This window comes from Pseudomonas sp. W2Oct36, from assembly GCF_041060465.1.
Lineage (GTDB): Bacteria > Pseudomonadota > Gammaproteobacteria > Pseudomonadales > Pseudomonadaceae > Aquipseudomonas > Aquipseudomonas graminis_B.
The window spans coordinates 105,853-120,638 of record NZ_JAUERW010000013.1 but is presented as its reverse complement, the minus strand read 5'-3'; the positions used below and the strand labels follow the sequence as shown (position 1 = coordinate 120,638).

The following is a 14,786-nucleotide window of genomic DNA, read 5'->3' as shown; positions in this document are numbered from 1 at the left end:
CGTGAAAATGTAACAAAGAACGTTTCTCATTACCATTCTTATCGTAAAAAAGGGCGAAGGGCCACTGCTGGTCCTACGCCCTGGTTCAACGCTGTTACAACAAGGGTTTAACGCTGTTTGACGGCCGCTGAAACGGCGGCGGCGAAGATGTCGGCGATCTGGTCGATTTGCGTCGCGGTGACGATCAGCGGCGGCAGGAAGCGAATGACCGACGAGTGCCGCCCGCCCACTTCGATGATCAGGCCGCGTTGCAAGCACTCACGCTGAACATTCGAGGCCAGCGCGCCGCTGTGGGGGAAGTGACCGAGGGCGTCCGGGCGGCCGTCGAGATCGACCATTTCCACCCCGAGCATCAAGCCCATGCCACGCACATCACCCATCTGCGGGAAGTCCTTCTGCAGCGAGCGCAGGTGGCCGATCAGGCGCTCGCCCATGGCGGCGGCGTGCAGGTCCAGTTGCTGTTCGCGGACGATGCGCAAGGTTGTCGAACCCGCCACCATCGCCAGCTGATTGCCACGGAAGGTGCCGGCGTGGGAGCCCGGTTTCCACACGTCCAGGGACTTGTTGTAGACGACCACCGCCATCGGCTGGCTGCCGCCGATGGCTTTGGACAGCACCAGCACGTCCGGCACGATACCCGCGTGTTCGAAGGCAAACGGCTTGCCGGTGCGACCGACGCCACACTGGATTTCGTCGAGAATCAGCGGCACGCCAGCGTCGCGGGTGATGCGGCGGATTTCCCGCAGCCAGTTGGCCGAGGTCGGCACCACGCCGCCCTCCCCCTGCAGGGTTTCCAGAATCATCCCGGCCGGCGGCAGGACGCCGCTTTCCGGGTCGGTCAGCTGGTTCTCGATGTAGTGCAGGCCGATGCGCTCGCCGGCCTCGCCACCGACGCCGAACGGGCAGCGGTAGTCGTAGGGAAACGGCAGGAACTGCGCGCCGCCGGCCATGCCGTCCAGATAAGTCTTCGGCCCCAAGTTGCCCATCAGCGCAAGCGCGCCCTGGGTCATGCCGTGATAGGCGCCGTGGTAAGCCATGAGATTGCTGCGCCCGGTGGCGGTGCGTACCAGTTTCAGCGCCGCTTCCACCGCATCGGTACCGGCCGGGCCGCAAAACTGAATGCGCGCGTCCTTGGCGAATTCTGGCGGTAGCAAGGCGAACAGCTCGTTGATGAAATCGTCCTTGGCTTCAGTCATCAGGTCCAGGGTGTGCAGCGGACGCTGGCCGTCGAGGGTGGCGCGCATCGCCTGGATCACCTCGGGGTGGTTATGCCCCAGCGCCAGGGTGCCGGCGCCGGCCAGGCAATCGATGAACCAGCGCCCTTCGCTGTCCTGCACGTGAATGCCCTGGGCGCGCTTGAGTTCCAGGGGGATGCGCCGTGGGTAGCTGCGCGCATTGGATTCCACGGCGGCCTGCCGCTCCAGTCGCGGGGTTGGCGCAAAGCGGTAGTCGGCGTTGGCCACGGCGGCGTCCGGGCTGCTCGACAGCGCCTCGCTGTGGCGGGCGGCAATCGGCGTCACGTTGTGTTGGCTATGCATGTTCGTGCTCCTGGGAATCGTAGGAATGAGGGCGTTCGTTGACCTGCGCGAGGGCCTCGGCAAGCTGAGTGATGAACGGCTGATCACGGACGATCGAAAGGTGGTCGGCGTCGATCCAGGCCGAAACCTGCAAGCGAACACCCATGCCCTGCTCCAGAAGAGCCGGTGCGTTATCGTTATTTTCCGGCGAGCCCTCGGCCCACCAGGCGTAGACCGGCACGCTGAGGGCGTGGATCTGGCGGCATTGATTGGCCAGCTGGCGCATGTGCCGCTCGACGCCGAGCAACTGTTGCCAGTGCGCGTCGGCTTCAAGGCCCTCGTCATCAGCGTCGAGAACCGGGGTTTCCGGCACGGCAGGACGCGGCTGGCCGGCGCCCGGTACGTAGCCGTCGATCAGGCCGACGAACTCAACGCGCTTGCCGAGTCGGGTCAGCAGTCGCGCCATTTCCAGGACCATGGTCCCGCCCATGGACCAGCCGATCAGCCGGTATGGGCCGGACGGTTGCTGTTCAAGCAGCGCCTTGACGTAGTCCCGGGCCATTTGCTCGATGGAACTGTCGCGCCACTGACCGTCCAGCACCTGACGGTTCTGAATGCCCCACACGTCCCACTGCGCAGACAAGCGCCGGGCCAGTGCGTAGTAACCGACCACCGTGCCACTGACCGGGTGCACGCAGAACACCGGCGGTTTGTCACTGGCGCCGCTGCTCAGGCGGATCAGCGGATTCGGCGCGCCGTCGCGGCTGACCGACAGGCTTTGCGGTGCAGTCGATTGCGGCGCGGCCGGTTGCGCCGACGGCAGGCTTTCCAGCAACGCCACCAGCCCGTCGCGATAGGCGGTTTGCAGGCGTTCGATGGTCTGGCGCTGATAGCGCTGACCGCTGAAACGGAAAGTCAGCCCCAGTTGCCCGGCGAACACCTGACCGTTGATTTCCAACTCGCGATTGAGCGGGGTGGACGGATCCACCAGCGCCCCGGCCGACAGCTTCGACGGCGAGAAGCGGCCATCGCCCAGGTCCTGATCGAACTGACCGAGGTAGTTGAACACCACCTTGGGTTCCGCCAGCGCGGCCAATGACTGACGCGCCGAATCGTTGCCCAGATAGCGCAGCAGGCCGAAGCCGACGCCCTTGTCCGGCAAGCCCCGCAGGCTGTCGCGCACGCTGGCGAGGGTCTGGCGTATGTCGTTCGCAGCACGCACCCGCAGCGGGAACAGACTGGTGAACCAGCCCACTGTACGGCCCACATCCAGGCCGTCGGCGAGGGCTTCGCGGCCATGGCCCTCCAGCGCGATGAGGGTGTCGGGCTGGCCACTCCAGTCCTTGAGCGCTTCGGCGAGCACGGCCAGCAGGATTTCATCGGTGCGCGCCGCCAGTGCCGCCGGGGCTTCGCGCAGCAGACGGCGGGTCAGCCCGGCGTCCAGCAGCAGCTCGCACTGTTCGAGGTCCTGTTGCGTGGCGCGGCCTTCCGGGTGGTCCACCGGGCACACCGGCTCGGTGCTGCCGACCTGCTCCCGCCACTGGCCCACTTCGGTTTGACGCTCAGGCGCCTGTGCCGCATCGACCAGATGCCGCGCCCAGCGCTGAAAGCTGCTGGATTTCGGCCCCAGATCGACCGAGCTGCCCGAAGCAATCTGGGCGTAAGCCCGCGCCAGATCCTCCAGCAGCACCCGCCACGACACACCGTCGACCACCAGGTGATGGGCGACCAGCAACAGTTTTTGCCCTTCAGGCATCTGCGCCAGCACCACACGCAGCAGCGGACCGTCGTGCAGGTCAAGGCTGCGCTGGGCCTGTTCGCACAGCGCAGTCATGGCACGCTCGTCGGCCACGTCACGCAGCCATAGGCTGTCGGCAGCCGGTGTTGCTCGATACTGCTGCTGCCAGCGACCGTCGGCGTGCTGATGGAAACTCAGGTTCAGGGCATCGTGATGACCCAGCAGCGCGTCCAGCGCCTTGCTCAGCAATGCCGCTTCCAGCGGGCGCTGCACGTCCAGCAACAGCGCCTGGTTGAAGTGCGCGCGTTTGCTCATCGGCTGCTCGAAGAAATGCGCCTGAATCGGCGTCAACGGCAACTCGCCCTTCGGCGCGTCTTCAATCAACGGCGCTGCGCCGGCCTCGATGACCGTGAGGCGCAGGGCCAGATCCTTAAGCCGCGGATGGCTGAACACGTCTTTGGGCAGCAGCTTGAAACCGACCTGACGCAGACGGGTGATCACCGCCAACGACTGGATCGAATCGCCGCCCAGCTCGAAGAAGCTGTCCTGACGGCTGATGCTTTCGACGCCCAGCAATTGTTGCCAGACCCTTGCCAGCTCGACTTCGCGCTCACTTTCCGGCGCTTCGACGGCCTGACTGCCGAGCTGCGGATCAGGCAGCGCGTTGCGATCGAGCTTGCCGTTGGGCAACTGCGGCAGGCGCTCCATGACCACGATGTGCGCCGGCACCATGTATTCCGGCAGGGTGTTTTTCAGCTGATCCTTGAGGCTGTCTTCCGACAGTTCATTGCCGCCGACATAGCCGAGCAACTGCTTGCCGTTGCCTTTGTCGCGCACGATCACCAGCGCTTCACGCACGCCCTCGCAGGCCTTGAGCGCCGCTTCGATTTCACCGGCCTCGATGCGGAAGCCACGGATCTTGATCTGATGGTCGATACGGCCGAGGTATTCCAGCAGCCCTTCGCTATTCAGGCGCACGCGGTCGCCGCTGCGATAGATGCGTTCGCCAGCCCTGAACGGGTGCGGCAGGAAGCGTTCAGCCGTTGCGCCCGGACGGTCCAGATAACCCCGCGCCACTGCGCCACCCAGATAAAGCTCCCCGGCAATGCCTTGAGGTAACGGGTTCAAATCCGCGTCCATCACGTAGCCCTGACGATCCCCCACCAGATCACCAATCGGCGCGTAGGCGGTGGTGAAATCAGCGGTCTCGGCAGACGCCAGCCACAAGGTCGGTGTGACCACGGTTTCCGTCGGGCCGTAGCCGTTGATGATCCACAGCGGTTGCAGATTTCGGATCACGTCGTGGAGCATTTCCCGGCTGAAGGCTTCGCCGGCGAAGCAGTAGGTTTTCACCCCCGGGCCTTTGCCCTGCACACCGGCCCAGTCAGACAGCTGACGCAAGTAGCTCGGCGGGAACGAGGCCACGGTAATGCCTTCGCGAATCAGCGTGTCGTAGGTCTGTTCAACGCTCCACAACTCCTGATCGCGCAACACCACCCGCGCGCCGTAACACAGCGGCATCATCCACCCTTCGTGGGCGCCGTCGAAACTGATCGACAGGAAGTGGAACTTGCGGTCCTCCGATGTGAAGCGATAGCGCTCGCCGATGGTCTGGATGTGCATCGAGATGTCGGCGTGGGCGATGGCCGCGCCTTTCGGCTTGCCGGTCGAGCCTGAGGTGTAAATCAGGTAGGCCAGTTGCTGCGGATGAATCACCACATTGGGCGCGGTTACTGGCTCGGACGAGCAATCCAGTTCGTCGATGTTCAGCAACGGCACGTCGCCCACCGGCACTCGATCCAATGCGGCATCGTGGCTGATCAACAGCTTCACGCCGCCGTCTTCCAACATGTAGCGCAGGCGCTCGGTCGGGTAATCCGGGTCGACCGGGATGTACGCGCCGCCGGACTTGAGCACCGCATAAAACGCCAGCCACAGATCAATCCCCCGCTCCATGGCAATCGCCACGCGCACTTCGGTGCCGATGCCCCGGGCGCGCAAGGCATGAGCCAGTTGATTGGCGCGTCGGTCGAACTCGGCGAAGGTCAGGCGCTGTTCGCCATGGACCAGCGCGATGGCGTCAGGGCGAATACGCGCGTGGTCGGCAATCAGTTGGTGAATTGGGCGATCAACGTAAGGCGAAAACGGCGGCGTGTTCCACTGATCCAGCGCGGCCAGGTCGGTCTCGCCCAGCAGCGGCAGGTCACCGATGGCGGCGTCGGGCTGGTCGCAAATCGCCCGCAGCAGCGTGACCAGTTGCTCGAACAAACGCGCCACGGTCGACGCATCGAACAGGTCGGTGGCGTAATCGAGGTAGCCACTGATCCTGCCGTCGCGGTGCTCGAAGGTGCCCAGCACCAGGTCGAATTGCGCGCCCTTGATGTCCCAATGGCGCGCTTCGCAGCTCAGGCCGTCGAATTGCAGCAGCGACATATCCGGCTGCTGCTGATGGTTGTAGCTGACCTGGAACAGCGGGTTGACGCTCAGGCTGCGCGCCGGTTGCAGCGCTTCCACCAGTTGCTCGAACGGCAGGTCCTGATGGGCATGGGCGCCGAGCAGGTTGTCCTTGACCTGGGCGAGCAGCGCGGTGAAGGGCTGGTCGCCGCTGAGCTGGGCACGCAGCACCAGGGTGTTGACGAAGAAGCCGATCAAGCCCTGGGTCTGTACCTCCGCGCGTCCGGCCACCGGCACGCCGATGCGCAGGTCGCGCTGGCCGCTGAGGCGATACAGCAGCGTGTCGAACGAGGCCAGAAACAGCATGAACAGCGTGGCGTCGTGGGTCTTGGCGGTCTGGCGCAGCGTGTCGGCCAGGTCTTGCGGCAGCACGAAGGCATGGCGCCCGCCTTTGCCGTCGCGTTCGGCCGGACGCGAACGGTCCGCCGGCAGTTCCAGCACCGGCTGCTCGTCACCCAGCGCCTCGCGCCACCAGTTCAACTGGCGCTCGCGCTCAGCGCCGCTCAGGTGCTCGCGCTGCCAGCGGGCGTAGTCGGCGTAGTGCACGCTTAGCTCCGTAAGTTGCGGCCCAGACAGTTGCACGTCGCTGCCCTGGGCGAACCGGCGATACAACGCGGCGAAGTCCTCCAGCATGACCTGCACCGACCAGCCGTCGGAGATGATGTGGTGCATGCACAGCAGCAGGCGCCACTGATCGTCCGCCACCCGCGCCAGGGCCACCCGCCACGGCGCACGCTCGGCATCGAGGTCGAACGGCTGATTCATGAACGCCTCGGCCAGCGCGTCGAATGCGGCTTCCGGCGCCGCGTTGTCGCGCAGATCGTGACGGCCGATGTGCACGCTGCTGATCGGCAAAATCCGTTGCTGCGGCACCGCCTCCCCGTTTTGCATCGGGGATGGGCGGAAGCAGGTGCGCAGGGTTTCGTGACGGGCCGCCAGGGCGTCGAAGGTCTGCTGCAGGGCATCAAGTTTCAGCGCGCCGCTGAGGTTGAGCACGCACGGCAGGTTGTACGCGACGCTTTCGGGCTCCAGTTGCGCGAGGAACCACAGGCGCTGCTGGGCAAAGGACTGCGGCGCGAACTCGCGGTCGGCACGGGGCTGCAGAACCGGCATCGCCGTCGCAACGGCCTGTGTGTTCAGGTAGTGAGCGAGGTCAGCCAGCACCGGCGACTCGAACAGCGCACGCAGGGGCAGCTCAAGCTTCAGGTCGCGGCGGATCTGGGCCACCAGTTGAATGCCCAGCAGCGAATGACCGCCGAGGGCAAAGAAGTTGTCCTGGCGACCGATTTGCGCGACGCCGAGCAGGTCTTGCCACAACGCCGCCAGCTGGGTTTCGACCCCCGCCAGTGGCGCTTCGAAGGCCCGTTGCTGGATGTGTGGGTCGGGCAACGTCTTGCGGTCGAGCTTGCCGTTGGCGGACAGCGGCAGGCTGTCCAGCGTGACGAAGTGGGCCGGGACCATGTAATCCGGCAGGCGTTGTTTCAGTTGAGTGCGCAGGTGTTCTTCGTCGAAGTCCTCGGCCACCAGATAGCCCACCAGCTGCATCCCAGTGCTGAGTTCACGGGCGATAACCACCGCTTCGCTGACCGCCGGGTGATCCAGCAGCGCCGCTTCGATCTCCCCGATCTCAACCCGCAAGCCGCGCAGTTTGATCTGGTGATCGAGACGGCCGAGGTATTCCACCACGCCGTCGGCACGCCAGCGCGCCAGGTCACCGGTGCGATACAGTCGCTCGCCGGTGCCGAACGGGCTGGCAACAAAGCGCTCGGCGGTCAGGCCGGGACGCTGATGGTAACCGCGAGCCAAACCGTCGCCGCCGATGTACAGCTCGCCGGGCACGCCGATGGGCTGCGGATTCAGGCGGCTGTCGAGAATGTGGATTTGAAGGTTGTTGATTGGACGGCCGATTGGAACGGAAACGCCCGGCTCATCAACGCAGGTCCAATGGGTGACATCGATGGCCGCTTCCGTCGGGCCGTACAGGTTGAACAGGCCGGCGTTTGGCAGGCGCTGCAAGGTCTCTCGCGCCAGGTCGGCGGGTAACGCTTCGCCGCTGCAGACGATGCGTTTCAGGGAAGCGCAGCCAGTGAGATCGTCCTGAGCCATGAAGGCGCCGAGCATCGACGGGACGAAATGCAGCGTGGTGACCTGCTGGTGTTCGATCAGCTTGTTGAGGGCAACAGGATCGCGGTGATCACCCGGCTGGGCGACCACCAAGCGCGCGCCCACCATCAGCGGCCAGAAAAACTCCCACACCGACACGTCAAAACTGAACGGCGTTTTTTGCAGCACGGCGTCGGATGCGTCGAGGGCATAAGCCTCTTGCATCCAGGCCAGACGGTTGAACAGCGCGGCGTGAGTGTTGCCCGCGCCCTTGGGTTTGCCGGTCGAACCGGAGGTGTAAATCATGTAGGCCAGTTGTTCGGGGTGCAGCTCTACAACTGGCGCTGTGATGGGATAATCCGCCAGTGCCAGGTGATCGAGGTTCACCACTCGCAGGCCTTCAACAACCGGGAGGTCATTGATCACGGCATCGTGGCTCAGCAGCAACCCGATCCCGGCGTCTTCGAGCATGTAGCGCAAACGGTCCGCCGGATATTCCGGGTCCAGTGGCACATAGGCAGCACCGGCTTTGAGCACCGCATACAGCGCAACCACCATCTCAACCGAACGCAACGCCGCCACGCCCACCAGCGATTCCCGGTCGACGCCCTGCTCGCGAAGGTAATGGGCCAGCTGATTGGCCCGCTGATCCAGCTCGCGATAACTCAGTACCTCATCGCCAAAGCGCACCGCTTCCCGCTCAGGATGCAACTGCGCCAGACGCTCAAACTGGCGATGAACAAACGGTTCGGTGTTAGCCCACTCCCGCGCCGTGTCATTGACCACCGCCAACTGCGCGCGATCCTCGGCATCCAGCAGCTCGAAATCGCCAATCGCCGCGTCCGGCTGCTCGATCAACTCGGCGAACAGCTGCTCAAAGCGAGCATGCAGCCGCTCGATACTGCCGTGATCAAACAGATCCGTGGCGTAATTCCACGACCCACCCAGCCCGCCCTCGGCGTCTTCGTGGGTGTTCAGCGCCAGGTCGAACTGGCTGCTGCCGTCGTCCAGCGGCAGCACGTCGGCGCGCAGACCCGGCAGCCCGGCGAGTGATTCGAAGTTCTGCTGCTGGTGATCGTAGGCCACCTGGAACAGCGGGTTGTGGCTCAGGCTCCGCGCAGGTTGCAGCGCCTCGACCAATTGCTCGAACGGCAAGTCCTGATGGGCCTGGGCGCCGAGGGTTCGTGTCTTGGCCTGCTCCAGCACCTGGCGATAGCTCAGCTCGGCAGACACCTCGGCGCGCAGCACCTGGGTGCTGACGAAAAAGCCGATCAGCCCTTCGACTTCCAGCCGCGAACGACCGGCAATCGGCACGCCGATGCGCAGGTCGTTCTGCCCGCTCAGGCGGTGCAGCAAGACTTGGTACGCCGACAGGATCGCCATGAACGGCGTAACGCCCTGCTGTTTCGCGAACCCGCGCACGCGCTGACTGAACGCGTCGTCAAAGGTGAAAAGCACCCGGTCGCCGCGATAGCTTTGCTGGGGCGGACGCGGCCGGTCGGTCGGCAGTTCCAGCACCGGATGCTCGTCACCCAGTTGCTCGCGCCAGTAGTTCAGTTGCCGCTCGCCCTCGCCCGCCGCCAGCCATTCGCGCTGCCAGGCGGCAAAGTCGGCGTATTGCGCCGGCAATGGCGCGAGTTGCGGCGCGCGGTTTTCCACGGCCGCGCGGTACAGCTCGCAGAATTCCTGCAGCAGCACGCGCACTGACCAGCCGTCCGAGATCATGTGGTGCAGGCACAGCAGCAGACGCTGTTCGTCGGCCGCGACACGCACCAGCGCCAGTCGCCAGACGGGGCTGCGGGACAGGTCGAACGGGCGCTTGACGAAGGCCTGGGCCAGGGCGTTGAAAGCAGTGTCGAGATTCGGCTCGGCGGTGATGTCTATCCGCTCAATCTGCACCGACTGGGCAGGCTCAATCTGCTGCATCGGCACGCCATTGACCGCCAGGAACCGTGTGCGCAGCACTTCATGACGCGCGGTCAGGCCGTCGAAGGCCGCCTGCAACGCAGCCTCGTTCAGCTCGCCGTGCAGGCGCACGGCGCCCGGCAGGTTGTAGGCGTGGCCGCCGGGTTGCAGTTGATCGAGGAACCACAAGCGCTGCTGGGAAAACGACTGCACGGCAAGGGCTTGCCGGCGCGGGGTCAGCTCAAGCTGCTTGGCATCGGTGGATGCCAACCCGGCAATGCGCTGGGCGAAATCACTGAGGCGCGGCGCGTCGAACAGCGCGCGCAGCGGCACGCTCAGTTGATGCTCATGGCGCAGACGGGAGATCAGCTGCATCGCCAGCAGCGAGTGGCCGCCGAGTTCGAAAAAGTGATCGTTGCGACCCACGGCGTCGATTCCCAGCAGTGGCTGCCACAGCGCCGCCAATTGCTGTTCAAGCACCGTTTGCGGCGCCTGATAATCGCTGGAAATCACCTGCGGGTCAGGCAGCGCGTTGCGGTCCAGTTTGCCGTTGGGCAACTGCGGCAGGCGCTCCATGACCACGATGTGCGCCGGCACCATGTATTCCGGCAGGGTGTTTTTCAGTTGCTGCTTGAGGCTGTCCTCGGCCAGACCGTTGCCGCCGACATAACCCAGCAGGAGCTTTCCGTTCGCGCTGTCACGGACAACGACCAAGGCTTCGCGCACGCCGTCGCAGGCTTTCAGCGCCGCTTCGATCTCGCCGGCCTCAATGCGGAAGCCACGGATTTTGATCTGATGGTCGATACGGCCGAGGTATTCCAGCAGCCCCTTGCTGTTCAGGCGCACGCGGTCGCCACTGCGATAGAGGCGCTCACCGGCCTTGAAAGGATGCGGCAAGAAGCGCTCGGCGGTGGCGCCGGGACGGTCCAGATAACCCCGGGCCACGGCGCCACCCAGATAGAGTTCGCCCGCAATCCCTTGGGGCAGCGGATTGAGGTCCGCGTCCATCACATAGCCTTGGCGATCACCGACCAGATCACCAATCGGCGCGTAGGCGGTGGTGAAATCGGCGGTCTCGGCGGAGGCCAGCCACAGGGTCGGGGTGACCACCGTTTCGGTCGGGCCGTAGCCGTTGATGATCCACAGCGGCTGCAGATTGCGGATCACGTCGTGGAGCATTTCGCGGCTGAAGGCTTCACCGGCGAAGCAGTAGGTCTTCACGCCAGGACCCTTGCCCTGCACGCCGGCCCAGTCGGACAGCTGGCGCAGATAGCTCGGCGGGAACGAAGCCACGGTGATGCCTTCGCGAATCAGCGTGTCGTAGGTCTGCTCGACGCTCCACAGCTCTTGATCGCGCAGTACAACGCGAGCGCCGTAACACAGCGGCATCATCCAGCCTTCGTGGGCGCCGTCGAAGCTGATCGAGAGGAAGTGAAACTTGCGATCCTCCGGCGTGAAGCGATAACGCTCGCCGATGGTCTGGATGTGCATCGAGATGTCGGCATGGACAATGGCCGCGCCTTTCGGTTTGCCGGTCGAGCCCGAGGTGTAGATCAGGTACGCCAGTTGCTGCGGGTGAATCACCACATCCGGCGCGGTTACTGGCTCGGACGAGCAATCCAGCTCATCGATATTTAACAGCGGCACATCACCGACCGGCACACGACCCAGCGCAGCGTCGTGGCTGATCAGCAGCTTCACGCCGCCGTCTTCCAGCATGTAACGCAGGCGCTCGGTCGGGTAATCCGGGTCCAGCGGGATGTACGCGCCGCCCGCCTTGAGCACGGCATAAAACGCCAGCCACAGATCAATCCCCCGCTCCATGGCGATTGCCACTCGAACTTCAGTGCCGATGCCTCGCGCCCGCAGCGCATGAGCCAGTTGGTTGGCACGACGGTCGAACTCGGCGAAGGTCAGGCGCTGTTCGCCATGGACCAGCGCGATGGCGTCAGGACGACGGCGTGCGTGGTCGGCGATCAGCTCGTGAATCGGCCGATTCACATACGATGAAAACGGCGGCGTGTTCCACGCGTGCATCTGCTGGATGTCGCCTTCGGTGAGCATCGACAGCTCGCCGATGCGCGCATCGGGGAAGCGGCAGACCCCGTCCAATAGCGCCTGGAAATGCCCGCACAGACGCGTGATCTGTTCGGCGCTGAACACGTTGCTGTGGTAGTTGACGTGAACGTGCGCCTGCTCGCCCGCCACCACCGCCAGGCTCAGCGGGTAGTGGGTCTTGTCGCTGAGTTCGACGGAACCCAGGTTGACGCCATTGGCCTGCTTGTCCCGCAGCACCGCGTCCACCGGGTAGTTCTCGAACACCAGCAGGCTGTCGAACAGGTCACGACCGGCATGACCTGCATAGCGCTGGGCCTCGAACAGCGGCGTATGCTCGTGCTCGCGCAGTTCCAGGTTGTGGGCTTGCAGGTCATTGAGCCAGTCGCCGACCTTCTGCTGCGCTTGCGGCGCCTGCACCAGCGGCAGGGTGTTGATGAACAGCCCGAGCATGCGTTCGATGCCCGGCACTTGCGCGGAACGACCGGACACGGTGGCGCCGAACGCCACCCGTTGCTGGCCGGTGTAGCGCTGCAACAGCAACACCCACACCGCCTGAATCAGCGTGTTGACGGTCACGCGCTGGCGGCGGGCGGCGCTGTTCAGCAGTTCGCTGTTCAGATCCATGGACGTGACCCGCACCTGGTTCGGCAACGGCTCGCCCGTGCTGGAGGTCGGTGCGGTCAGCGCTGCTGCCATCATCGTGGGCTGATCGAAACCGGCCAGATGGCTCTGCCAGAAGGCCTTGCTGCGCTCGGCATCCCGGCTCAGCAGCCATTCGACGTAGTCGCCGTAATGCCCGGCGGGCTGCGGGGTGGCGTCGGACATCGCCGCCTGAATCACTTCGCCAAGCACCGCGGCGCTGCTCCAGCCGTCCAGCAAAATGTGGTGGAAGGTCCAGACCAGTTTCCACAGCGTCTCGCTTTGGCGAACCAGCAGCACGCGCATCAGCGGCGCGGCGTGCAGGTCGAACGGGGTTTCGCGCTCGTTCGCCAATACGTCGGCCAGTGCCTGATCGCTGCCGCCCGGTTCCAGTTCACGTAGATCCAGTTCGCGCACCACCAACGCCGCATCGCGACGAATCAGTTGCACCGGCTGTTCGCTGCCGGAGACGCGCAGGAAGGCCGCACGCAGGATCGGATGACGCTGCACCGCCGCCGCCCACGCCGATTTAAAACGGGCCACCGGCAAGTTTTCGATGTCCAGAGCCACCTGGTTGATGTACAGATCGCGGGCGCTGTCGGGATCGACGACCTCGCTGCCGCTCAGCTCGGTGTGAAACAGCAGACCTTGCTGCATCGGGGTCAGTGGGTACAGCTGTTCGATGTCCCATGCGGCGACCGGCAGTGCGTCGAGTTGTGCCTGAGTCAACGCCAGCGCCGGGAAGTCCGACGGGGTGACCGCAGCGTGGCGGCGGCAGTGTTCGATCACCTCGTTCAGCGCTTCGCCGTAGGCGTCTAGCAAGCGTTGGATCGACGCCGATTCATGGCGCTCGCTGCTGAAACTGCAGGTCAGGCTGAACTGGCCGTCACGGATTTGCGCATCGATGGACAGCTCGCCATTGAGCGGCGCATCGGCGGCGCGCTGGGCACCGCTGCCCTCCTCGGCCAGATTGAAAAGCCCGCTGCTGTTTTGCAGCCGTCCCATGTAATTGAACAGCACGCAACCGTCCAGCGCCGGCAAGGTTTCGCCGCGCAGATGGCGCAGCAGACCGTAACCCAGGCCGCCGTTGGGCACGGCGCGCAGGGTTTCCTTGGTGTGTTTGAGTGCCGCATCGAGGTCGTCGTCGGCGTGCAGGCTGACCGAGTACAGGCTGGTGAACCAGCCGACGGTGCGCGCCGGGTCAACGCCGTCGAACAGGTCTTCGCGGCCGTGGCCTTCCAGGGCGATCATCGCCTGGGACTCGCCGCTCCAGCGCTTCATCGCGCGGACCAGCGCGGTCAGCAGCAGGTCGTTGATCTGCGTGCGATACGCCGCCGGCGCCTCGCTGATCAGCTTTTCGGTGCGAGCAGCGTCCAGTTGCAAATGCAGCTGGCGCACGTTGTTTTGTCGCGCCTCTCCCTTCGGATTGGCGCAGGGCAACGCGGGTGCTGACGGCAGGTTGCGCCAGTATTCGGCTTCGGCCAGCACGGCGTCGCTGTAAGCGAAATCGAGCAGGCGGTTGGCCCAGCGCTGGAACGACGCGGCCTTGTCGCCGAGATCGATGGCGAGGCCGGCTTGGGCCTGGGTGTAGGCGTTTTGCAGGTCCTCCAGGAGGAGGCGCCACGACACGCCATCCACCACCAAATGATGCACCACCAGCAACAGACGCTCGCCGCCTTCGGCCAGGGTGAAATGCACGGCGCGCAGCAAGGGGCCGTCCCTCAGATCGAGGCTGGCCTGGGCTTCGGCGCAGGTTGTGGTCAGCTCGTTCAGGCTGGTTGTACGCTGCCAGATCAGGCCGTCATGAGCCTGCTCGTCCGTAGAAAGCTCTGCACGATAGCGTTGCTGCCACTGGCCGTTGTCCTGCTGGACAAAGCGCATGCGCAGGGCGTCGTGGTGGTTGAGCACGGCGTGAAGGGCTTGGGTCAGCGCCGGGAGGTCCAGCGCTTCGCTCGGGTTCAACAGCAGCGACTGGTTCCAGTGACTGCGTTGCTTCATCGGCTGCTGGAAAAACCAGTGCTGGATCGGCGTCAGCGGGATGTCGCGGTTCAGCTCGATGCGCTCGACCGCAGGCGCATCCTGACTGACCACCTGGGCGACCTGGGCCAGTTCGGCGATGGTCTGGCGTTCGAACATCTGCCGGGGCGACAGCACGATGCCGGCCTTGCGGGCGCGGGAGATGATTTGCAGGCTGAGGATCGAGTCGCCACCGAGGGCAAAGAAGTTGTCCTGGCGACCGATTTGCGCGACGCCGAGCAGGTCTTGCCACAACGCCGCCAGCTGGGTTTCGACCCCGGCCAGCGGTGCTTCGAAAGCGCGCTGCTGGATCTGTGGGTCGGGCAGCGCCTTGCGGTCGAGCTTGCCGTTGGCCG

The 14,786-nt window shown here is 64.9% G+C and carries 2 protein-coding genes (1 of these 2 running past the window's edge); both read right to left on the bottom strand.

Annotated features, from left to right (window positions below; genetic code table 11):
* Positions 1-107 precede the first annotated feature (107 nt).
* Positions 108-1,538 (bottom strand): aspartate aminotransferase family protein, encoded by a 1,431-nt coding sequence (locus QWI18_RS17500; RefSeq protein WP_369319382.1) that lies wholly within the window; start codon positions 1,536-1,538, stop codon positions 108-110.
* A protein-coding gene (locus QWI18_RS17495) for a non-ribosomal peptide synthase/polyketide synthase (RefSeq protein WP_369319381.1) crosses the window boundary here: on the bottom strand, positions 1,531-14,786 show its 3' portion. It continues 2,959 nt past the right edge of the window; 13,256 of the gene's 16,215 nt are visible here — the last part of the coding sequence; the start codon falls outside the window, past its right edge — the gene reads right to left on this strand; the stop codon is at positions 1,531-1,533. Before QWI18_RS17495 ends, QWI18_RS17500 begins: the two co-directional genes overlap by 8 nt.

Bases quoted from the DNA above. Each gene is read 5' to 3' on its own strand.
- QWI18_RS17500 (WP_369319382.1), bottom strand. From the start codon at position 1,538: ATGCATAGCCAACACAACGTGACGCCGATTGCCGCCCGCCACAGCGAG.